The organism is Zoogloea sp. 1C4, from assembly GCF_009469605.1.
GTDB lineage: Bacteria > Pseudomonadota > Gammaproteobacteria > Burkholderiales > Rhodocyclaceae > Zoogloea > Zoogloea oryzae.
The window spans coordinates 18,422-38,857 of the sequence record NZ_SSXU01000010.1 but is presented as its reverse complement, the minus strand read 5'-3'; the positions used below and the strand labels follow the sequence as shown (position 1 = coordinate 38,857).

The 20,436-nt window shown below is 66.4% G+C and carries 22 protein-coding genes; 7 read left to right on the top strand and 15 right to left on the bottom strand.

From position 1 onward, the window contains the following. Window positions 1-54: 54 nt before the first annotated feature. The 3 genes from GH681_RS13315 (at window position 55) to GH681_RS13305 (ending at window position 3,755) form a co-directional block, all read left to right on the top strand. Complete coding sequence (locus GH681_RS13315) at window positions 55-1,686, top strand: electron transfer flavoprotein-ubiquinone oxidoreductase (protein ID WP_153161941.1); 1,632 nt, start codon at window positions 55-57, stop codon at window positions 1,684-1,686. 90 nt (window positions 1,687-1,776) lie between these two features. Further along, on the top strand, window positions 1,777-2,088 hold the full coding sequence (locus GH681_RS13310; protein WP_194271234.1) for a DUF485 domain-containing protein: 312 nt from the start codon (window positions 1,777-1,779) through the stop codon (window positions 2,086-2,088). Then, entirely contained in the window at window positions 2,085-3,755 is a 1,671-nt protein-coding gene (locus GH681_RS13305; RefSeq protein ID WP_153161939.1) for a cation acetate symporter, read from the top strand. The genes GH681_RS13310 and GH681_RS13305 overlap by 4 nt, the downstream gene beginning before the upstream one ends. Window positions 3,756-4,043: 288 nt before the next feature. On the opposite strand, the gene GH681_RS13300 is transcribed toward GH681_RS13305, so the two are convergent. From GH681_RS13300 to GH681_RS13285, 4 genes are all read right to left on the bottom strand, one after another. After that, window positions 4,044-4,322 carry a hypothetical protein gene (locus GH681_RS13300; RefSeq protein ID WP_153161938.1) on the bottom strand — a complete coding sequence of 93 codons (279 nt, stop codon included), beginning with the start codon at window positions 4,320-4,322 and terminating at the stop codon, window positions 4,044-4,046. A 260-nt stretch (window positions 4,323-4,582) separates the two neighbouring features. Further along, a complete protein-coding gene (locus GH681_RS13295; protein ID WP_153161937.1) occupies window positions 4,583-6,352 on the bottom strand; it encodes a cation acetate symporter in 1,770 nt (589 codons plus the stop codon). After that, window positions 6,352-6,660: a DUF485 domain-containing protein gene (locus GH681_RS13290; protein WP_153161936.1), complete on the bottom strand. Its 309-nt coding sequence runs from the start codon at window positions 6,658-6,660 to the stop codon at window positions 6,352-6,354. The genes GH681_RS13295 and GH681_RS13290 overlap by 1 nt, the downstream gene beginning before the upstream one ends. Before the next feature lie 301 nt (window positions 6,661-6,961). Further along, window positions 6,962-7,168, bottom strand: a complete 207-nt coding sequence (locus GH681_RS13285) for a cold-shock protein (RefSeq protein ID WP_153161935.1) — start codon at window positions 7,166-7,168, stop codon at window positions 6,962-6,964. A 335-nt stretch (window positions 7,169-7,503) separates the two neighbouring features. Between GH681_RS13285 and GH681_RS13280 the strand changes: the two genes are divergently transcribed. The 3 genes from GH681_RS13280 to GH681_RS13270 are packed head-to-tail and all read left to right on the top strand — an operon-like array spanning window position 7,504 to window position 9,670. Further along, window positions 7,504-8,733, top strand: a complete 1,230-nt coding sequence (locus GH681_RS13280) for an ATP-binding protein (RefSeq protein ID WP_194271233.1) — start codon at window positions 7,504-7,506, stop codon at window positions 8,731-8,733. Beyond that, complete coding sequence (locus GH681_RS13275) at window positions 8,730-9,272, top strand: response regulator transcription factor (protein ID WP_153161933.1); 543 nt, start codon at window positions 8,730-8,732, stop codon at window positions 9,270-9,272. Before GH681_RS13280 ends, GH681_RS13275 begins: the two co-directional genes overlap by 4 nt. Beyond that, window positions 9,269-9,670: an RNA-binding S4 domain-containing protein gene (locus GH681_RS13270; RefSeq protein WP_153161932.1), complete on the top strand. Its 402-nt coding sequence runs from the start codon at window positions 9,269-9,271 to the stop codon at window positions 9,668-9,670. The genes GH681_RS13275 and GH681_RS13270 overlap by 4 nt, the downstream gene beginning before the upstream one ends. A gap of 6 nt (window positions 9,671-9,676) precedes the next feature. Here GH681_RS13270 and GH681_RS13265 read toward each other — a convergent pair whose 3' ends face one another. The 11 genes from GH681_RS13265 to dksA all read right to left on the bottom strand — a co-directional run bounded on the left by GH681_RS13265 (window position 9,677) and on the right by dksA (window position 19,745). Then, window positions 9,677-10,549: an AEC family transporter gene (locus tag GH681_RS13265; protein ID WP_153161931.1), complete on the bottom strand. Its 873-nt coding sequence runs from the start codon at window positions 10,547-10,549 to the stop codon at window positions 9,677-9,679. A gap of 149 nt (window positions 10,550-10,698) precedes the next feature. Then, entirely contained in the window at window positions 10,699-12,036 is a 1,338-nt protein-coding gene (hslU, locus tag GH681_RS13260; RefSeq protein ID WP_153161930.1) for an ATP-dependent protease ATPase subunit HslU, read from the bottom strand. Then, window positions 12,033-12,572 (bottom strand): ATP-dependent protease subunit HslV, encoded by a 540-nt coding sequence (gene hslV, locus GH681_RS13255; protein WP_153161929.1) that lies wholly within the window; start codon window positions 12,570-12,572, stop codon window positions 12,033-12,035. Before hslV ends, hslU begins: the two co-directional genes overlap by 4 nt. Window positions 12,573-12,709: 137 nt before the next feature. Then, window positions 12,710-13,819, bottom strand: a complete 1,110-nt coding sequence (locus GH681_RS13250; protein WP_194271232.1) for an STAS domain-containing protein — start codon at window positions 13,817-13,819, stop codon at window positions 12,710-12,712. Window positions 13,820-13,985: 166 nt separating this feature from the next. Further along, entirely contained in the window at window positions 13,986-14,777 is a 792-nt protein-coding gene (locus tag GH681_RS13245; protein ID WP_153161927.1) for a metal ABC transporter permease, read from the bottom strand. After that, window positions 14,774-15,352: an ATP-binding cassette domain-containing protein gene (locus GH681_RS13240; RefSeq protein ID WP_153161926.1), complete on the bottom strand. Its 579-nt coding sequence runs from the start codon at window positions 15,350-15,352 to the stop codon at window positions 14,774-14,776. Before GH681_RS13240 ends, GH681_RS13245 begins: the two co-directional genes overlap by 4 nt. Window positions 15,353-15,365: 13 nt before the next feature. Continuing rightward, window positions 15,366-16,277, bottom strand: a complete 912-nt coding sequence (locus GH681_RS13235; RefSeq protein WP_228111900.1) for a metal ABC transporter solute-binding protein, Zn/Mn family — start codon at window positions 16,275-16,277, stop codon at window positions 15,366-15,368. A gap of 11 nt (window positions 16,278-16,288) precedes the next feature. Beyond that, window positions 16,289-17,698 (bottom strand): TonB-dependent receptor, encoded by a 1,410-nt coding sequence (locus tag GH681_RS13230; RefSeq protein WP_153161925.1) that lies wholly within the window; start codon window positions 17,696-17,698, stop codon window positions 16,289-16,291. A gap of 99 nt (window positions 17,699-17,797) precedes the next feature. After that, entirely contained in the window at window positions 17,798-18,196 is a 399-nt protein-coding gene (locus tag GH681_RS13225; RefSeq protein ID WP_153161924.1) for a hypothetical protein, read from the bottom strand. Further along, the gene (locus GH681_RS13220; RefSeq protein WP_153161923.1) at window positions 18,193-19,257 is read right to left on the bottom strand and encodes a GTP-binding protein; all 1,065 of its coding nucleotides are present in this window, start codon (window positions 19,255-19,257) and stop codon (window positions 18,193-18,195) included. The genes GH681_RS13225 and GH681_RS13220 overlap by 4 nt, the downstream gene beginning before the upstream one ends. 56 nt (window positions 19,258-19,313) lie before the next feature. Then, the gene (gene dksA, locus GH681_RS13215) at window positions 19,314-19,745 is read right to left on the bottom strand and encodes an RNA polymerase-binding protein DksA (RefSeq protein WP_153161922.1); all 432 of its coding nucleotides are present in this window, start codon (window positions 19,743-19,745) and stop codon (window positions 19,314-19,316) included. Between the two features lie 250 nt (window positions 19,746-19,995). Here dksA and ybgC point away from each other — a divergent pair, with 250 nt between their 5' ends. After that, entirely contained in the window at window positions 19,996-20,436 is a 441-nt protein-coding gene (ybgC, locus tag GH681_RS13210; protein WP_153161921.1) for a tol-pal system-associated acyl-CoA thioesterase, read from the top strand.

Below are 20,436 nucleotides of genomic sequence, written 5' to 3'. Positions count from 1 at the left end.
ATCCTTTTGTCGGGCTGACGCCCGACCAGCAAGCGAACCCTCCGGAGAGCTGTAATGACGCGTGAAGCGATGGAATACGACGTGGTGATCGTCGGCGCCGGCCCCTCTGGCCTGGCCGCCGCGATCCGCCTGAAGCAGCAGGCCGAGAAGGCCGGCAAGGAGCTTTCGGTGTGCGTCGTCGAAAAGGGCTCCGAAGTGGGCGCGCACATCCTCTCCGGTGCCGTCATCGAGCCTCGCGCGCTGGCCGAGCTGTTCCCCGACTGGAAGGAGCGCGGCGCGCCCCTCAACACCCCGGTCACCGAAGATCACTTCTACTTCCTGTCCACCGAGAAGGCCTACAAGCTGCCCACGCCGCCCCAGATGCACAACGAGGGCAACTACATCGTCAGCCTGGGCAACGTGGTGCGCTGGCTGGGCCAGCAGGCCGAAGAACTCGGCGTCGAGATCTACCCGGGCTTTGCCGCCGCCGAGGTGCTGTACCACGACGACGGCTCGGTGAAGGGTATCGCCACCGGCGACATGGGCGTCGAGCGCAACGGCGAACCCGGCCCCAACTACCAGCAGGGCATCGAGCTCCACGCCCGCCAGACCGTCTTCTCCGAAGGCTGCCGTGGCTCCCTCACCAAGGGCCTGTTCGAGCGCTTCCGCCTGCGCGACGGCGCCGATCCGCAGACCTACGGCATCGGCATCAAGGAACTGTGGGAAGTGCGCCCCGAGGTGCACAAGCCCGGCCTCACCATGCACACCGTGGGCTGGCCGGTGTCCACCGACGTTTACGGCGGCTCCTTCCTGTATCACCTGGAGAACAATCAGGTAGCCGTCGGCTTCGTGGTCGGCCTGGATTACAGCAATCCCTACCTGTCGCCCTACGAGGAGTTCCAGCGCTTCAAGACCCACCCGGAGGTCCGCAAGGTCTTCGAAGGCGGGCGGCGCATCGCCTACGGCGCGCGGGCGCTCAACGAAGGCGGCTTCCAGTCGCTGCCCAAGCTGTCCTTCCCGGGTGGCGTGCTGATCGGTGACACCGCCGGCTTCCTCAACGTGCCCAAGGTCAAGGGCACCCACATGGCGATGAAGTCCGGCATCGTGGCCGCCGACGCCCTGTTCGCCCACCTCACCTTCGAGGGCCAGACCGGCACCGAGTGCATCGCCTACCCCGAACAGCTCAAGCAGAGCTGGCTGTGGGACGAGCTGTACACCGTGCGCAACATCCGCCCGAGCTTCCGCTGGGGCCTGTGGGGCGGCATCGCCTACAGCGCCATCGACACCTTCCTGCTCAAGGGCCGCGCCCCGTGGACGCTGCGTCACCACGACGACCACACCCAGCTCAAGAAGGCCGCCGACTGCCAGCCGATCGTCTATCCCAAGCCTGACGGCAAGATCAGCTTCGACCGCCTCTCGTCGGTGTTCATCTCGGCCACCAACCACGTGGAAGAGCAGCCCTGCCACCTGCGCCTGAAGGACGCCTCGGTGCCGGTGAGCGTGAACCTCGCCCTCTACGCCGCACCCGAGACCCGCTACTGCCCGGCCGGTGTGTACGAAATCGTCGAAGACCCGAGCGGCCCGCGCATGCAGATCAACGCCCAGAACTGCCTGCACTGCAAGACCTGCGACATCAAGGACCCGACCCAGAACATCAACTGGGCCGTGCCTGAAGGTGGCGGCGGGCCCAACTACCCGAACATGTAAGCAATAACCACGGCAAGACCGGGGGAGAACAGCACTCACCCCGTAACAACAACCACAACCTGAAAAACCCGCCGAATTCAAGGAGGAATCATGTCGGCAGACATCTACAAGAAGGTCCGTGCGAACCCCAAGTTCGCCGAACTCGAAGGAAAGCGCAGTCGTTTTGCGCTGCTCCTCACCGCCATCGTGATGGCCAGCTACTACGGGATGATGATGATCGTCGCCTTCGCGCCCGAGGTCATGCGCACCCCCATCTCGACCGGCTCGACCCTGACCATCGGCGTGCCCATCGGCGCCGCCATCATCATCGGCTCCTGGCTGCTGACCGGCTGGTTCGTCAACCGCTCCAACGGCGAGTTCGACACCATCAACAACGAGATCGTCCGGGAGGCCACCAAGTGATCCAGCGCAAACACCTCCTCGCCGCCCTCGCGGCCACCCTCGTCGGTGGCGCAGCGCTGGCCGCCGACGCCATGGGCGCAGCCCAGAAGCAGCCCCTCAACCTGACCGCCATCGGGATGTTCTTCATCTTCGTGGTGGCCACCATGGGCATCACCTACTGGGCCGCCAGCCGGACCAAATCCACCGCCGACTTCTACACCGCCGGCGGCGGCATCACCGGCTTCCAGAACGGCCTCGCGATTGCCGGCGACTACATGTCCGCCGCCACCCTGCTGGGCCTCTCGGCGATGACCTTCGCCAAGGGCCTCGACGGCTTCATCTACGCCATCGGCTTCTTCGTCGGCTGGCCGGTGATCCTGTTCCTGATGGCCGAGCGCCTGCGCAACCTGGGCAAGTTCACCTTCGCCGACATCGCCTCCTACCGCCTCGAGCAGGGCACCATCCGCACTTTCGCGGCCTTCGGTTCGCTCACCGTGGTGTGCTTCTACCTGATCGTGCAGATGGTCGGCGCCGGCCAGCTCATCAAGCTGCTGTTCGGCCTCGACTACGCCACCGCGGTGGTCGTGGTGGGCGTGCTGATGGTGATCTACGTCACCTTCGGCGGCATGATCGCCACCACCTGGGTGCAGATCATCAAGGCCTGCCTGATGCTCTTCGGCGGCACCGTGCTGCTCTTCCTGTCCCTCAGCCAGTTCGGCTTCAGCCTCGAAACTGCGGCCCAGAAGGCGGTTGAAGTACACAAGGACGGCATCAAGATCATGGGCACCGGCTCGCTGATGGCCGACCCGATCACCGCCGTGTCCCTGTCGCTGGGTCTCGTGTTCGGCACCGCCGGCCTGCCCCACATCATGATGCGCTTCTTCACCGTGCCGAACGCCAAGGAAGCCCGCAAGAGCGTGTTCGTGGCCAGCGGCTGCATCGGCTACTTCTTCATGGTGGTGTGCGCCCTGGGCCTGATGGCCATCGTGATCGTCGGCCAGAACCCCGACTTCTACGAAGGCGGCAACATCGGCGGCAAGCTGATCGGCGGCGGCAACATGCCGGTGATGCACCTGTCCAAGGCCGTTGGCGGCAACCTGTTCCTGGGCTTCATGTCGGCGGTCGCGTTCGCCACCATCCTGGCCGTGGTTTCCGGTCTGGCTCTGGCCGGCGCCTCCTCCATCGCCCACGACATCTACGCTCGTGTGATCCGCAAGGGCACCGCCAGCGAAGCCGAAGAGATGCGTGTCTCCAAGCTGTCCACCATCGCCCTGGGCGTGGTTGCCGTGCTGCTGGGCATCATGTTCGAGAAGCAGAACATCGCCTTCCTCGTCGGCCTGACCTTCGGCATTGCCGCCTCGACCAACTTCCCGATCCTGATCCTGTCGATGTACTGGCGGGGCCTGACCACCCGCGGCGCACTCCTTGGCGGCCTCATCGGCCTGATCTCGGCGGTGAGCTTCGTGGTGCTGTCCAAGGCCGTGTGGGTGGTGGTGCTGGGCAATGCCACGCCGATCTTCCCGTACGAACAACCGGCCCTGTTCTCGATGCCGCTGGCTTTCTTCTTCACCTGGCTGTTCTCGGTGACCGACACCAGCGCCCGCTCCAAGATCGACAAGGCGGGTTACGACGACCAGTACGTCCGTTCCCAGACCGGTATCGGTGCCGCTTCGGCGAGCTCCCACTGAACACGGTCGGGCGCTCCGGCGCCCGACTACACAGCGTGTCTTCTCTTCTCCCTCCCAGGAGATTTTCACGGCGCCCCGCAAGGGCGCCGTTTTTTTGTCCACCGCCGCCAGCCTGAGCTGGCCAGACGGCGCAGCAAGGTTTGCGCAGCGGCCAACCCTGCGCTCCAAGGCCGGCCCTCGATCCTGCCGCTGGTGCAGTCGCCACGTCGGCGCCGACTTTCACTGCGCCGGACGCTCGCCTCAGTCTGCCGCCGCGCAATCATTGCGCAGGCTAAAAAATCACCTTGCTCACACGGGAGAACATGGCGTCGGCGCCCGCGTGGTCAATACACCGGCATCGACATTGAATACGCGGGTGACAGATATCAACGCCACCTGCAGCGTGGTCTTCGCACCGGCACCGGATATCAATATCACCGCGCGACATTTCATCACGCCGGCACCAGACATCGATGTCGACGTCCGCGCGATCAATACACCGACGTCGATATTGAATACGCAGGGGCGAGTGATCACTACGCCCAGACCGATATGAGCCGCATCGCGACCGAGATCGTCGGCAAACACGGTCGAAGTGCAGGCGCGCACACGTCGCCGCCTGTCCAGCGAGGCCGATTGGCGCAGCCCGCGGAGCAGCAGGACGCCATCGGCCCCCGGCCACCACGCGGAGGGGCGGTTGAAGTGACATGCAGCCGCGCCCACGCAACCCGGACAGGCACGCAAAACCACGCCCGGTAGACGCAACAAACCCCGGTCGCCTTGCGGCGAACCGGGGTTTGTCATTTCCGGGCCGACCGGATCAGCGATCCGGCCGGTGGATTCAGGGCTTAGTGACCAGAGGCACCAGCAGCACCGATACCGGTTTCGGAACGGATCAGCTGGGCAGCAAAGTCAGCACGTTCCTGCTGGGCGTTCGGGCTGCGGTCGAGCAGCGAGAAGATCCAGATACCCACGAAGCCGATGGTCATGGAGAACAGGGCCGGCGAGGTGTAGGGGAACGGAGCGGAACCCTTCGGGTTACCCAGGGTGGCAACCCACACCGAGTCGGACAGGACGGTCATCACCACGGCGCTGAGCAGGCCGAGGAAACCACCGATCACCGCACCCTTGGTGGTGCAGTCCTTCCACAGCACGCTCATGAAGAGCACCGGGAAGTTGGCCGAAGCGGCGATGGCGAAGGCCAGGGACACCATGAAGGCGATGTTCTGCTTTTCGAAGGCGATACCCAGGACAACCGCGATCACACCCAGGACGATGGTGGTGATACGGGAGACACGCAGTTCGGCGGCGGAGTCGGCATTGCCCTTCTTGAACACGGTGGCGTACAAGTCGTGCGACACGGCGGAAGCACCGGACAGGGTCAGACCGGCAACCACGGCCAGGATGGTGGCGAACGCAACCGCGGAGATGAAGCCGAGGAAGATGTTGCCGCCAACGGCGTTGGCCAGGTGGATGGCCGCCATGTTGCCGCCGCCCTTCAAGACACCCTTGGCATCCAGGAAGGTCGGGTCGGTCAGCACGAAGCAGATGGCGCCAAAGCCGATCACGAAGGTCAGGATGTAGAAGTAGCCGATCCAGACAGTCGCCCAGCCCACGGACTTACGGGCTTCCTTGGCATCCGGCACGGTGAAGAAACGCATCAGGATGTGCGGGAGACCAGCGGTACCGAACATCAGCGCCATACCGAAGGAGATGGCGGAGATCGGATCCTTCACGAAGGAGCCCGGGCCCATGATGGAGTCGCCCTTCTTGGCGGCCATCGCGGCGGTCACTTCGGCCACATCCTTGCCGGAGGCGGCAGCAGCGGTCGCGGCATCGGCGATCAGCTTGGCGTCCTTGGCGGCGAGGGCGGTCTTGATCTCGACAGCCTTGGCGAACATCGCTTCCGGGCTGAAGCCGAACTTGACGAGCACCATGAACGCCATGAACGACGCACCGGCCAGCAGCAGCACGGCCTTGATGATCTGCACCCAGGTGGTGGCGGTCATGCCACCGAAGAGCACATAAACCATCATCAGCGCGCCAACGATCACCACAGCCATCCAGTACTCGAGGCCGAAGAGCAGCTTGATCAGCTGACCGGCACCGACCATCTGGGCGATGAGGTAGAAGGCCACCACGACCAGCGTGCCGGAAGCAGCAAAGGCACGGATCGGGGTCTGCTGGAAGCGGTAACCGGCCACGTCGGCGAAGGTGAATTTGCCGAGGTTGCGCAGACGCTCTGCCATCAGGAAGGTGATGACCGGCCAGCCCACGAGGAAGCCGATCGCAAAGATCAGGCCGTCGTAGCCGTTGGCCATCACCGCGGCGGAAATACCCAGGAAGGACGCGGCGGACATGTAGTCACCGGCGATCGCCAGGCCGTTCTGGAAGCCGGTGATGCCACCGCCGGCAGTGTAGAAGTCGGCAGCCGACTTGGTCTTGGAAGCGGCCCACTTGGTGATGAACATCGTGCCGGCAACGAAGATGCCGAACATGATGATCGCGGTCCAGTTGGTGGCCTGCTTTTCGGCCTGACCGAGGTCGGCACCGGCAGCCAGGGCGGCACCGGAAGCCAGCACCGCCAGGAGGCCAAGGATAAGTTTGGAAGTACGCATCACTTGGTTGCCTCCTTGATGACCTGAGCCTTCAGATCGTCGAATTCGGTATTGGCACGACGGATGTAAATGCCGGTAATGATGATGGTGAACAGGATCACGCCAACGCCGATGGGAATACCAATCGACATCACGCCCGCGCCGGTCTTCTGGGCGAGGAACTCCTTGTTGAAGGCCACCAGCAGGATGTAGCCGTAGTAAACAATCATCATCAACGCAGTCATGATCCAGCCGTATGAATTGCGTTTCGAGACCAGCTCCTGGTACTTCGGATTTGCCCGGATGCGGTCGCCGAGGTCGTCTCTCATGTCTTTCTCCTCCTCTTCGAATTAACCTTGCTGGGCACCGTGGGGCGCCCTAAGGGTGATCGCAAGTTACCGGCGCAGACTTACGGTGAACTTACGTTCGCTTACAGCTGAGAAATCGCCTTAACAAGGAGCAAGAAGCACGCACAGAAAAAGAAAATCCCCGCCGGGCGGATTTCGCGGGGCGGGGATCTGGCGCGTGGACAGCAAAAAGCCCGGCATGGGCCGGGCTTCTGGGATGCGTCCGGAACAGCGTTGCCGCGTTCCGCAGCCCGGCTCCCGCCGGGCTGGTATCGACCGGAACTTAGGCCACCGGAACGATGTTGGCGGCCTGCTGGCCCTTCGGGCCGGTGACCACGTCGAAGGTCACGCGCTGGCCTTCAGTCAGGGTCTTGAAACCCTTGGACTGGATGGCGGAGAAGTGAGCGAACAGATCGTCACCGCCGTTTTCCGGGGTGATGAAACCGAAGCCCTTGGAATCGTTGAACCACTTCACGGTACCTGCTGCCATGATGAATATCCTTGAAAAAACGTTAAAACAGGGTTTTCCCCCTGGGAAGGGCGAAACTCAAGACGGCGGGGTGATGAAGGAAAGACTGCCGCAGGGCTGCGGGTACTGAACCAGACAACAACAACACTACTTGAAGATCGCGAGGTCGGACTGTGCACTGTATCGGCCACTAATGCAAACACTATTTTCGAAAACATGCCCGAAAGCCCGAAAAAATGTCAAAAAGGCGGGCTGCGACAATCCACCGCAGCCTCTCCGATGCCTTCAGCGCGAGGCCTGGCGCCCGCTTCGGCGATAATCCGCCGACCCGTTTTCCTCCTCCCAGGCACACCGCAATGCCCTCACCCGCCAGCCCCACCGATGCCCTGCGCCGCCTGATCGGTCTGCGCTGGCTGTCCATCGGGACGATGCTGGGCGTGCTGCTCTTCGTGCCCTGGCTCCTCGACATTCCCCTCCCCGGCGCCGCCCTGCTCCCGGTGGCGGTCACGCTGATCGTCATCAACGGGCTGTCGATGCTGCGCGCCGCCCGCATCAGCGCCATCCGCCCGGCCGAGCTGTTCGCCCAGCTGTGCATCGAGCTGGGCGCCTGGAGCGTGTTCCTGTACTTCACCGGCGGCGCCACCAACCCGTTGATTTCGCTGCTGTTGCCGCTGGTCGCGATCGGCGCGGCGATCCTCCCCGGACGGTGGGCCTGGCCGCTGGCGGTGCTGGCCGTGGTGGCCTATTCGGTGCTGTGGGATTTCAACGAGCAGCTCGACATCTACGACTCGGGCCTCGCCGTGCATTGGCACCTGGCCGGCATGTGGCTCACCTTCGCCCTCTCGGCGGGGGTGATCGTGTGGTACGTGGTGCGCATGACCGCCGCCATCCGTCGCCGCGACCAGGCGCTGGCCGAAGCCCGCGAGTCCAGCCTGCGCAGCGAGCGCATCGTCGCCCTGGGCAACCTCGCCGCCGGCGCCGCTCACGAGCTCGGCACGCCGCTGGGCACGATGGCCATCGTCGCCGGCGAACTCGCCCGCAACCCGGGCCTCGACGACGACACCCGGGCCGACGCCGAGATCCTCCTCACCCAGATCGCCCACTGCAAGACGATCCTCGGCGGGCTCACCCTGCGCGCCGGCAGCCTGCGCGCCGAAGGCGGCTCCACGATGGCCGCCGATGCCTGGCTCGCCGGCATCATCGAGCGCTGGCGCAGCCAGCGGCCCCACGTACCGCTGGCCACCCGCATCGACTGCGGCAATCCCGCCCCCACGCTGGTGGCCGACACAACCCTCGAACAGGCCATCCACAACCTCATCAACAACGCCGCCGACGCCGATCCGGCGGGCATCGAATGCGAAGCCGGCATCGACGGCGCCGAGCTCGTCATCCGGGTGCTCGACCGCGGCCCCGGCATGCCCGTCGACGAAGCCGCGCCGCGCAGCCCTGGCCAGGGCCTGGGCATCGGCCTGCTGCTGGCCGGCAGCGCCGCCGAGCGCTGCGGCGGCGGCATCCGCTTCGCGCCCCGCCCCGGCGGCGGCACCATCGCCACCCTCAGCCTTCCTCTTGCCTCGATTCAGCCATGAGCTCCCAGGACGCCCCCCACATCCTCGTCATCGACGACGACCCCGTCTTCAACCGCGTGCTCACCCGCGCCCTCGGCCAGCGCGGCTTCACGGTGTTCGGCGCCGCCGATCCCGAGAGCGCCCTCGGCCTCGCCCGCGAGCACGAGCCCGAATACGTAGTCCTCGACCTCAACATCGCCGGCAGCTCCGGCCTGCGCCTCATCGAGCCGCTGCTGGCGGTCAATCCCGACTGCCGCATCCTGGTGCTGACCGGCTACGCCAGCATCGCCACCACCGTCGACGCGATCAAGCTGGGCGCCACCCAGTACCTCGCCAAGCCAGCCGACGTGGATGCGATCCTGAAGGCGCTCTCGGCCACCGAGGTGGTCATCGACGACACGCCGTCGGCGGCGCCGATGTCGGTGGACCGGCTGGAGTGGGAGCACATCCAGCGGGTGCTCAGCGAAAACGACGGAAACATCTCCGCCACGGCGCGTGCGCTTAAAATGCACCGACGCACCCTGCAACGGAAACTGGCCAAACGGCCGGTCAAGGAATGAAAGACAGCCACGACTCCACCGACCGCACCCGCCTCGACAAATGGCTGTGGGCGGCCCGCTTCTTCAAGCATCGCACCCTCGCCACCGACGCCGTCGAAGGCGGCAAGGTGCAGCTCAACGGCATCCGCGTCAAACCCGCAAAAGACGTCAAGATCGGCGATCGGGTAGAGATCCAGCTAGCCGAAGCCCGATTTACGCTGATCGTCACAGGCATCGCCGAGAAGCGCGGCAGCGCCACTGTGGCCCAGACGCTCTACGCCGAAACGCCTGAAAGCATCGCCGCCCGCGAAACGGCGCGGGAAGAACGCAAGTTCGCCGCCACGCCCGGCGCCGACCTTCACGGCCGCCCCACCAAGCGCGACCGCCGGCTGATCGGGCGCTTCAACAGCGGCGGCTGAGCCCCGTCACAAGGCCATCGCCAGCGCCAGCGGCAGGAAGGCCACCGCCAGCACGTTGCCGATCAGCACCATCGACGCCACCTTCTCCGGCTCCTGGTGGTAGCGCTCGGCAAACATGTAGTTGAGCACCGCCGGCGGCAGCGCGCCGAACACCAGCAGCAGCGCCCGCTCGCGCTCGGGCAGCGGCACCAGCCAGATCAGCACCACCGACAGCGCCATGCCGATCGCCGGCCGCGCCACCGCGCCGGTCATCCCGAGCCGGATCGCCGAGATGCGCGACTCGCTGATCCGCACCCCCAGTGCAAACAGCATCAGCGGAATCGAGATGTCGCCGAGCATCTTGATCGCCAGCATCGCCGGCTGCCACACCTCGATGCCGGCGATGCCCACCGCCAGCCCCGCCAGCGTGGCCAGCACCGAGGGCACGCGCCACACGCTCGCCAGGCGCGCGTGGTGATCGAGATACCAGGCGCCAAAGGTGAAGTGGATGAGGTTCGACACCATGAACATCACCACCGCCGGCGCCAGCGCCTCCTCGCCGAAGGCCAGCACCGCCAGGGGCAGGCCCAGGTTGCCGCAGTTGTTGAACATCATCGGCGGCACGAAAGTGCGCGGCGCCACGCCGATCATCCGCGCCACGCCCCAGCCGACCAGCCCCGAGCCCACCACCGCCACCGTGGTCGCCCCCAGCAGCGGCAGGAACTGCATGATGTGGAAGGACTTGTTGGCCAGCGCGCCGAACACCAGCGCCGGCACGAACACATCCATGTTGAGCTTGTTGGCCTGGGACAGATCCGGCTTCGCCCGCCGGCCAACCAGAAAGCCCACCGCGGTGATGGCAAAGAGCGGAAAGAGGATGGAGACGATGCGCAGGAGCATGGCGTGCAGGTGACGAGTTCTGGGGAGGAATCGGCGCCACTCTCCGGCGACGCTCGCCCGACGGTATACGCCATCCGACCCATGAAATAAATGAGGGGCTACCCCGGTAGCCCCTCATTCGACAGCATCCGGATGAGCCCGGCGCAGCCTTACAGCACGTAGCGCGCCAGGTCTTCCCGCTGGGCCAGCACCTCGAGGCGCCCGTCCACATAGGCGGCATCGATGGTGACGGTCTGCTCGCCTGCCTTGCCGGCCTCGAAGGCCAGCTCTTCCAGCAGCTTTTCCATCACGGTGTACAGCCGGCGGGCGCCGATGTTCTCGGTCTTCTCATTGACCTGGAAGGCGATCTCGGCGAGCCGGCGGATGCCGTCCGGCGCAAACTGCAGCGTCACGCCATCGGTGGCAAGCAGCGCTTCGTACTGACGCGTCAGGCAGGCGTCGGTCTGGGTCAGGATGCGCTCGAAATCCTCGACGGAGAGGGATTCCAGCTCCACGCGGATCGGGAACCGGCCCTGCAGCTCGGGAATCAGGTCGCTCGGGCGCGACAGATGGAAGGCGCCGCTGGCGATGAACAGAATGTGGTCGGTCTTCACCATCCCATACTTGGTGCTGATCGTCGTGCCTTCGACGAGCGGCAGCAGGTCGCGCTGCACGCCCTGACGGGACACATCAGCACCGTGGCTGTCGGAGCGGGTGGCGATCTTGTCGATCTCGTCGAGGAACACGATGCCGTTCTGCTCGACCATACGCAGCGCTTCGAGCTTGAGCTCCTCGTCGTTCACCAGCTTGGCGGCTTCCTCGTCGGCGAGCAGCTTCATGGCCTCGCTGATCTTCAGCTTGCGGGATTTCTTCTTCCCGCCGCCGATGTTCTGGAACATGCTCTGGAGCTGGCCGGTGAGCTCTTCCATGCCCGGAGGCGCGAGGATCTCGGCGCTCATGCCGGGCACCGCCACCTCGATCTCGACTTCCTTGTCGTCGAGCTCGCCCTCGCGCAGTTTCTTGCGGAATTTCTGGCGGGTGGCGTTATCTTCCGGCGTGGCCGGCTCGGCGCCGAAGCCCACCGTCGGCCGAGCCGGCGGCAAGAGGATGTCGAGCACGCGGTCTTCGGCGGCGTCCATCGCGCGATCGCGGCATTTCTTCATGGCCTGCTCGCGGTGGCTCTTGATGGCGATTTCCACCAGATCGCGGATGATCGTGTCCACATCGCGGCCCACATAGCCCACCTCGGTGAACTTGGTCGCCTCGATCTTGATGAAGGGCGCGTTGGCGAGCCGCGCCAGACGGCGGGCGATCTCGGTCTTGCCGACGCCGGTCGGGCCGATCATCAGGATGTTCTTGGGGGTGATCTCGCTCTTCAGCGGCTCGGCCACCTGGGCGCGCCGCCAGCGGTTGCGCAGCGCCACGGCCACGGCCTTCTTGGCCTTGCCCTGGCCGACGATGTGCTTGTCGAGTTCGGAGACGATCTCCGGGGGAGTCATCTGGGTCATGGCTTGAGGATTTCGATGGTGTGGCACTGGTTGGTGTAGATGCACAGGTCGCCGGCGATGGTGAGGGACTTCTTGATCACCTCTTCGGGGGCGAGCTCGGTGTTCTCGATGAGCGCACGGGCCGCCGACTGGGCGTAGGCGCCGCCAGAGCCGATCGCCACGATGCCCTGCTCGGGCTCCAGCACATCGCCGTTGCCGGTGATGATCAGCGAGTTGTCGAGATCGGCCACCGCCAGCATGGCTTCGAGCCGGCGCAGGGCGCGGTCGGTGCGCCAGTCCTTGGCGAGCTCGACGGCACTGCGCACGAGGTTGCCCTGGTGCTTTTCGAGTTTGGCCTCGAAGCGTTCGAAAAGGGTAAAGGCGTCGGCCGTGCCGCCGGCAAAACCGGCCAGGATGCGATCCTGATAGAGCTTGCGCACCTTGCGGGCGCTGGCCTTGATGACGATGTTGCCGAGCGTGACCTGGCCGTCGCCGCCGAGGGCTACGTGCCGGCCGCGCCGGACCGAGAGGATGGTGGTGCCGTGATATTGTTCCATCGCACGGATGTGGGGACGAAAAAACGGATTACAAGCCCACTCCGCCCGCGGCGGAAACAGCGTGATCTGGCGGCGTCACGACGCCTGGGAGTGGAACGGAATCAGCCGAAAAAACGCTGCGGACGAGGCCGGAAGGCTCAGCTGTGAAGCTCGATCCGGGCCACCTGATGAAGGCCCATCACCTGCATCAGCGCCGCGACCATCGAATTGACGCCGGTCAGCACGATCAGCCGCCCCTGGTTGTGGAGCTGGGAGATGATATTGAACAGCATGCCGGCAGAGACGAAATCCATCCGCCGCAGCCGGCTGCAATCCACCTCGACCATGGTCTTGTCGGCGGCGAAACCGGTGATCTTGCGCAGCGTGTCGGTGTTGGGGCCGATGATCTCGCCTTCGAGCACATAGGTGCGGGCAGCGGTGGCGAGGGGCTCGGCGCCGGTCTGGCTGGCGGTGACCGTCAGGGGCGGCTCCCAGGACGGCGGCGACTCTTCGAAGGTCATCGCGTAATCCACGGCGAGCTCCTCGAAGCGATCCTGCTGATCGGTGTATTGCAGCACTTCGAGCAGGAGCAGCCACAGGGACTGGTTGGCGCGCTTGCCGGAAGTCACCAAACCGCTCAGCAGATTGACGAGATGGATCGCGCCACCCAGCGACAGCCGGACCTTGGCCCGGCGCAGGCCGCGCACCGCGCGCAGCAACAGCTCGGCACCGGCGTCATCGACACCGCTGAGGCGGGCAAGATCGATGCGCAGGGCACCGGCGCGCATCGCGATCTGGATCAACTGGGCAAACTGGGCGGCAGCCTGACCGCCGAGATGGCCGGACAGGTTGATCGTTTGTACCTTTGGCTCGTTACTGACCCGGGCCGACGGGGAAGACAGATCGCGCCAGGCCGGGGGCGAGCGCTCGAATTCGGTGGCAAACCCGAGGCTGAGGGCCTCGAAACGCTCCCGCTGGCCGGTAAGGCGCATCAGGTCAAGGAGCATCTGCCAGAGGTTGAAGCGGGCATCGGCGTTGATGGTGCCCTCTAGCGCGTGCTCGAGCACGCTGCGGGCTTCGTCATCGCCGCCGTGGGCAAACAGGATGGCGGCTTCTTCGGCCGGCGGAGCCATCTCGTCGACGCCCTCTTCCACGTGCACCTTGTCGGCACACTGGGCGAGGATGCGCTTGAGATCACCGCCGGCGATGGTGAAATCGAGGGTCGTGCTCTCGCTGCGGACGTTGCCGCCACGCGGCAGACCGTTCAATGACAACTGGGCGCTGCCGGAGCTGGAAGCGCTCCGGGAACGGGGTGCAGTAGTTCCGGCAGGTGCAGGCTTCTTGCCGAAAAAAGGTAGCACCACTCCCATACCCTCCAAGTTACTTTTTTACGATTGACTAGGATATCACTCTACAAAGCACGGGCTCCGTGATTTACATCCTGTCGGATTTCACGCCCATCACCAAAACGAGCACCACGAAAAGCACCGCACAAACCGGCCCGAAAGGCTGGTCGAAACCCAGCGACACCGCAAACGCAACGCAGTACCCCGCCATTCCGATGACAGCCGAGAGCACCAGGCCCGATCGCCAGCCGCGGCCAAAACGGCAGGCCAGGAGCGGCGGCACGAAGACCAGCGCGAAGGCCGCCATCACCCCCAGGCTGACCGTCGCCAGCGCCACCGCAAGGCTGGCCAGCAGATCGAAGAGCATCAGCCGCGGCCGCTCGTTGCGCCCCCGGGCCCGGTAGAACTCCGGAAAGAAGCGCGCCAGCAGCAAGGGCCGGGACAGCCAGGCCAGCAGCGGCACGATTACCGCCACGGCCAGCGCAGCGGCCACCAGGTGGCCTTCACCAGTGAAATATAGCTGACCGTCGAAGAGTGCGTGGCCGGCCTGTTCGGCCAGCGGATGATTGGCCACCAGCAGCACCCCGGCGCCCCAGGCGAGGAGCATCATCAGCACGTAGGCGCCGGCCCCCGCTCGCGCGGCGACGCCTTTCACCAGCGCCGCCACCACGGCCGCCAGCAGGCCGCCGGCGATCATCGGCCAGTCGGCCACCATCGCCAGCAGCGCCCCGGCCGACGCCATCTGGGCAAAGGCCAGCGCCGCCAGCCATTCGTCCCGCAGGCGCAGGTACATGCCCACCAGCGGCAGCAGGCCAGCCAGCAGCAGGCCGGTGAAGAACGGCACCCGGAACAGCGGATCGAAGAGCAGATCGAAGCTCATGCGGGCGACTCCTCGCCCACGTTCACCACCCGGGTGCACACCTGGTCGATGAAACTGTGGTCATGGGAGACGATCACGATGCCCTGCGCCGCGTGGGCGTGGCCGAGCCAGTCCGACAGGAAAGCCACGCCGGCCTTGTCGAGGTTGTTGGTGGGCTCGTCGAGCAGGATCAGGTCGGCCGGCGCGGCGAGGCAGGCCCACAGACGCAGGAACTGCAGCTGCCCGCCGGAGAGCCGGTCGAGGCGCTCGTCGAGCCGGCCCGACAGCCACGCCGGCAGGCCGTCGGTCGTGGCGCCGGTGAGGCGCAGCAACTCGCGTCCGGTGAGCGGAATGCCACGCAGGTCGTCAAAGCCCTGGGCCTGATGGGAGATCGCCAGCCCCGGCGCCTTCTCCACCGTGCCGCCAAACACCCGCACGCCACCCCACAGGGCCTTGAGCAGCGTTGACTTGCCGGCGCCGTTGGGCCCCGCGAGGCCGAGGATCTCGCCCCGGCGCAGCTCGAAATCCAGCGGGCCGGCCACCGGCGCGGCATAGCCGGCCACCAGACCGCGGGCGCGGATCAGGAATCCGTCCATGCCGCGCCCCTCCCTACTTCGCGCCGACGAGCAGGCGCCGGAGGGTGTCGTCGAACAGCCCGAACAGGTCGGACGCCTCACTTGAGCCGCCCACGGTGTAGGGCAGCACGACCACCGGGATCTTCGCCCGCTCGGCCATCCAGTCCGACGACGTGGGCCGGGCGTAGGCCGGGCGCAGGATCATCCTGGCCGGCGTGGCCTTCTGGCGCTCCAGCAGGCCAGCGAGCTGGGCGCTGCCCGCCTCGACGCCCGGCTTGGGCTCCAGCGCGCCCAGCTCCTTCAGGCCCAGCCAGGCCGACAGATACGGAAAGCCCTTGTGCTGCACCCACACCGGCACGCCCCGAAGCGGCGCGGCGGCCTGCTCCCAGCGCCCCATCGCCGCCTTCCAGCGCTCGGCGAAGCGCGCGAGGCCCGCCTTGTAGGCGGCGGCGTTGGCCGGGTCCACCTGGGCCAGCCGGGCCGTCAGCGCCTCGCCCACCGCCAGGATGTTGCGCGGATCGAGCTGGATGTGGGGGTTGCCACCGGGATGCACGTCGCCGTCCGCCCGGTCGAGGCGGGCTGGCACTTCCAGCAGGCGCACCGCCGAGGTCGCCTCGAAGTAGCCCGGCTGCCCCGGCTGGATCGCCGGATTGCCGGACTCCCGCAGCACCAGCGGCAACCAGCCGATCTCCAGGTCGGCGCCGGTGGCCACCACCAGCTGGCTGCTCCGCGCCCGGGCGATCAGCGACGGACGCGCCTCGATGCGGTGCGGGTCCTGAAGGGCGGTGGTGGCGGCCAGCACATTGACCTTGTCGCCCCCGATCTCCTTCGCCAGCGCCGCCCACTCTGGCACCGTGGCAAACACATTGACAGACGCCGTGGCCGGCAGGGCCGGCAGCAGCACGCTCAGCAGCGCGACGACGCGCAGGATCAACTTGTCGATCATCTTCCGGCTCCTCAGAACTTGTGAGCACCGTGGGCGCCAAGGCTCATCACGTACTGCAGCCACACCTGGTTGTCGGACTCGCCGCTGCGCGACTTGTCCCGCGCCACCTGCAGACGCAGGCGCGAGAACTCCGACGGCGACCAATCCACCATCGCCGACTGACGGGTCGGGTCGTAGCCGGCCAGGATCGGCAGCTCGGCGCTGGTCAGACCGCCCAGATCGACGTTGCCCGAGCGCAGCCAGTCACCGCGCACGCCCACCCGCCAGCGCGGCATGAACTGATACACCGCCTGCAGGTAGGCGCCCGACTGGCGCAGCCGCGCCGCGTAGTCGTTGCCGTCGCCGCCGTAGTTGATCGAACCCGATTCGGTGCGGCGCAGGTATTCGCCCTGAAGCTTGAAATAGGTGTCGCGGCTGTTGCCACCCGGCGCCCACTTGTAGATGAAATCGGCGATCCACGTCTGGCTGCGCCCCGAGAAGGCGTTGGTGAAGCCGCCATCCTCGAAGGCCCGCTCCTGGGGATGGGTGCGCACGTGGGACAGGCCCGCCTGCCACGCCGACGACTCGCCGATGTCGCCGCCCACGTGGGCGAAGGCCGTCCACAGCCCGGCGCCGTTGGTGTGGCGCTCGGCCCCGGGGAACTTGCCGCCATTGGCCGCTTCGGCGCCAAACTCCATGAACAACGCGGTCGGCGCCACCCAGCGCAACTGCACGCCGTCGTTCTGCAGGCGATAGCCGAAGAAGGCCTTGTAGGCCAGCGGCGCGTCGGTGAAATCCCACTCGTGGGGATGCTGCTGGTTGATGTAGCCGACGCCGGACAGGAAGCGCCCGGCCTTCATCTTGAGGCCGGCCGGCAGGGCCAGACTTTCCACGTTCACCTCTTCCACCTCGACGACGCCGGCGCCGTCGTCCTCGGCCAGCGAGAAACGCGCGTTGCCGCGGAACAGGTGGTCGATATTGGCGGAGAAGGCCAGCTCGGATTCGCCCAGGGAGAAGCCCTTCTTCGGTGGCCCGACCTCGCCGCCAGACGGGATGAAGCCGTCGATGCGGTAGGTGGACGGGTCGCGCTGCAGGCGGGTGAACTTGCTGTCGATGATCAGCGACACCGCCGGGTTGAAGGCGGACTCGCCCGCCGGGCGCTGGGGCGCGGGCTCGGCACTGGCCTTGGCCACGCTCTCGGCGCGAGCGGCCGTGCGGTCGGCCTCGGCCGCCACGGCCACCGCGGAGGCGCTACGGGCCTCTGCGTCGGCAAGCCGGCGCTCGAGGGCGTCGATGCGCTGCTGGTAGGTTTCGCGGAGTTCGCGCAGCTGGTTGCGGAGCTGTTTCAGGTCGGCTTCGGAAGCCGCGTCGGGGGCCGCCAGGGCGGCATGCGGCAACGCCGCGAGCGCCGCGCAGAGGGCGGCGGGTCGTACGAATTTCATGGAGAGTGCTCCGTCGGATCAGTTCGGATAAAGCAGCCGGCCGGCGCGCGTCTTGCCCTCGGGCAGCGACGGACGCCGGTCAGCGGTTCGGGAACGGGATCAGACGGAAGCGGGCGGCCCGCGACAGGGTGGGCAGGGCGCGCGCCGGGCCACCAGCACCACGGCGGGTTCGGCAAGCTGCGCGGGCGGGAGCGTCTCGACGACCAGCACGGCCGGCGAGGGCGGGAGGACAAAAGCCAGATCGGCCGCGGCCAGGCACAGCAGGCAGCGCTCGTGACGCTCCGCCGCGGGCAGGCCGCCGGGGCCAGTCTCGCCGGTGGTCGCCGGCGTCGCGGCAAGCATGCCCGCACCGCGGCGCTCCGCCAGCCCGTCGCCCACGTGGCTGAGGGCGTGGGCGGCAGCGAACAGCTGGGCGCACACCAGCACCAGCGCCAGCACGCTGCGAAACAGCGGCGAGGCCCGGCGCGGCAGGCGGAAAGGCAGCGCGATGTGCCTCACGCCGCTGCCTCCGACGCGCAGAAGCAGGCAAACGCGTGGTCGACAATGGCGCGGTCGAGATCGCGGACGATGAACACCAGCCGGGTGGACCGGTCGTCATCCGGCCAGGCCGGCAGCGCGGCATCCGGGTAGCGCAGGTGATGGACGCACTGGATGACCCGCGGCGCGGCCTCGCCCCGCACGTTCACGATGCCTTTCACCCGCAGCAGGTGATCGCCCTTGAGGCCCTGGAGCATGTCGAGGGCCGTGGAGAAATCGCCCCAGCCCACGGGCTGGTCGATGCGCACCACGAAGGCATGGGTGCTGGCGTCGTGCCGGTTCGGGTCGGCGGCGCGGGCACTGCGGCCGGCGGGCGCGTAAGGATTGCGGGCAGCCCGGGCGGCGACGGCTTCGTCGGCGAGCCAGCGCGCCACGTCGGCGGATTTGGTGGCCGGGTTCCACAGGCCGCAATCGAGCACCGCAGAGGGCTCGACCACGCCGCCTTCAACGCGAAACTGGGCCGCACCCGGATTGAGCCCGGCGAGCGCCTCCGCCAGCGCATCCACGGCGTCGGGTGGCGCCTGGTCGCACTTGGTGATGATGAGCCGGTCGGCCATCGCGGCCTGCTTGACGGCCTCGGGTTGGCGGGCGAGCTGCCCGGCGCCGAACACCGCATCCACCGCCGTCACCACGCCGTCGAGGCGGTAGCGTTCGGCGATGAAGAAATCCTGCATCAGGGTGAAGATCACCGGCGCCGGATCGGCGAGGCCGGTGGTCTCGATGACCACCCGGGTCAGCGCGGGAAGCTCCCGACGCAGGCGGCGCATGAAGACATCCTTAAGCGCCCGCGACAGATCACCCCGCACCGAGCAGCAGATGCAGCCGGATTCGAGCAGCACCACGTCCTCGTCGATCTTCTCGACAAGCAGGTGATCCAGCGGCACGGCGCCAAATTCGTTGACGAGCACCACCGTCCCGGCCAGCTCGGGCTGGCGCAGCAGGTGATTGAGCAGGGTGGTCTTGCCCGAACCGAGGAACCCGGTGAGCAGGGTGACAGGAATGCGGTTCGCCGGAGCGGTCATGGTGGGCCTGGCCGATCCGGCGAAACAGGGTGAAGCAGGAAGCGGGAACGGGGGGATTATTCCCCGTAGAGCTTCTGGGTGCGCTCGCGACGCTCCTGGGCGTCGATCGACAGGGTGGCGGTCGGGCGGGCGAGCAGGCGGCCGATCCCGATCGGGTCGCCGGTTTCCTCGCACCAGCCGTATTCACCTTCGGCGATGCGCTCGAGGGCTTCCTCGATCTTCTTGATCAGCTTGCGTTCGCGATCGCGCACGCGCAGCTCGAGGGCGTGCTCTTCCTCGACCGTGGCCCGGTCGGCCGGATCGGCGACGATCTCGTTCTCGCGCAGGTTCGCGCCGGTGCTGGCGGCATTCTCGAGCAGCTCTTCACGCATCTTCGACAAGCGCAAGCGGAAGAACTCGAGCTGCGCCGGATTCATGTAGTCATCTTCCGGCATGGCCAGAATCTCGGCCTCGGTCAGCGTCTTGTCTTTGCTGGTAGTTGCAACCATCTCTTATTCCTCCCATGAATCGACTGTCGGGCCGGGATCCCGCGACATCCGCGCCGCGACATCGCCCATCTGCGACTCGCTGGCCAATGCACGAATCGCACCAGCCTGTCTCCAAGAGCGCGATTCTAGGCACAGGATTGCTGCAATTACAATGCGGCCAGCGCAATCGGCCCGCGCTCACCTACATTCTGAAACACTGAATCTACCGCGTTGCTTCGGATCAGGGCGAGTCGTGCGGTAAAATGTTGCGATGCATTTCACGAACGATCCCGCTCCTGCCGCGGAGAAGGCGTCCTTCACGCTGCCGGTGCGGGTTTACTACGAAGACACCGACGCCGGTGGTGTGGTTTACTACGCCAACTACCTGAAGTTCTGCGAAAGAGCCCGCACCGACTGGTTGCGGGCTATTGGTTTTGAGCAGGGCCGGCTCGCCGCCGAGCAAGGCGTCGTCTTCGTGGTGCGCTCCGTGAAGGCCGACTACCGCCAGCCCGCCGTCCTCGACGACATGCTGGACGTCGTCAGCCGGGTCTCCCGGCTCGGCCGCGCCAGTCTGATCTTCGACCAGCAGATCCAGCGCGAAGGCCAGCCCATTTTCGACGCCCAGATCACCATCGCCTGCATCGACAGCACCGCCAAGCGCGCCATTCCGATCCCTCCTGCCGTACGCGACCAGTTCGCCACCCTGGTTTAA

What these genes read in the sequence shown, in the direction of transcription:
- GH681_RS13315 (WP_153161941.1), top strand. Translation starts at nt 55, where the DNA reads ATGACGCGTGAAGCGATGGAATACGACGTGGTGATCGTCGGCGCCGGC.
- GH681_RS13310 (WP_194271234.1), top strand. Translation starts at nt 1,777, where the DNA reads ATGTCGGCAGACATCTACAAGAAGGTCCGTGCGAACCCCAAGTTCGCC.
- GH681_RS13295 (WP_153161937.1), bottom strand. Translation starts at nt 6,352, where the DNA reads ATGCGTACTTCCAAACTTATCCTTGGCCTCCTGGCGGTGCTGGCTTCC.
- GH681_RS13290 (WP_153161936.1), bottom strand. Translation starts at nt 6,660, where the DNA reads ATGAGAGACGACCTCGGCGACCGCATCCGGGCAAATCCGAAGTACCAG.
- GH681_RS13285 (WP_153161935.1), bottom strand. Translation starts at nt 7,168, where the DNA reads ATGGCAGCAGGTACCGTGAAGTGGTTCAACGATTCCAAGGGCTTCGGT.
- GH681_RS13280 (WP_194271233.1), top strand. Translation starts at nt 7,504, where the DNA reads ATGCCCTCACCCGCCAGCCCCACCGATGCCCTGCGCCGCCTGATCGGT.
- GH681_RS13275 (WP_153161933.1), top strand. Translation starts at nt 8,730, where the DNA reads ATGAGCTCCCAGGACGCCCCCCACATCCTCGTCATCGACGACGACCCC.
- GH681_RS13270 (WP_153161932.1), top strand. Translation starts at nt 9,269, where the DNA reads ATGAAAGACAGCCACGACTCCACCGACCGCACCCGCCTCGACAAATGG.
- GH681_RS13265 (WP_153161931.1), bottom strand. Translation starts at nt 10,549, where the DNA reads ATGCTCCTGCGCATCGTCTCCATCCTCTTTCCGCTCTTTGCCATCACC.
- hslU (WP_153161930.1), bottom strand. Translation starts at nt 12,036, where the DNA reads ATGACCCAGATGACTCCCCCGGAGATCGTCTCCGAACTCGACAAGCAC.
- hslV (WP_153161929.1), bottom strand. Translation starts at nt 12,572, where the DNA reads ATGGAACAATATCACGGCACCACCATCCTCTCGGTCCGGCGCGGCCGG.
- GH681_RS13245 (WP_153161927.1), bottom strand. Translation starts at nt 14,777, where the DNA reads ATGAGCTTCGATCTGCTCTTCGATCCGCTGTTCCGGGTGCCGTTCTTC.
- GH681_RS13240 (WP_153161926.1), bottom strand. Translation starts at nt 15,352, where the DNA reads ATGGACGGATTCCTGATCCGCGCCCGCGGTCTGGTGGCCGGCTATGCC.
- GH681_RS13235 (WP_228111900.1), bottom strand. Translation starts at nt 16,277, where the DNA reads ATGATCGACAAGTTGATCCTGCGCGTCGTCGCGCTGCTGAGCGTGCTG.
- GH681_RS13230 (WP_153161925.1), bottom strand. Translation starts at nt 17,698, where the DNA reads ATGAAATTCGTACGACCCGCCGCCCTCTGCGCGGCGCTCGCGGCGTTG.
- GH681_RS13220 (WP_153161923.1), bottom strand. Translation starts at nt 19,257, where the DNA reads ATGACCGCTCCGGCGAACCGCATTCCTGTCACCCTGCTCACCGGGTTC.
- dksA (WP_153161922.1), bottom strand. Translation starts at nt 19,745, where the DNA reads ATGGTTGCAACTACCAGCAAAGACAAGACGCTGACCGAGGCCGAGATT.
- ybgC (WP_153161921.1), top strand. Translation starts at nt 19,996, where the DNA reads ATGCATTTCACGAACGATCCCGCTCCTGCCGCGGAGAAGGCGTCCTTC.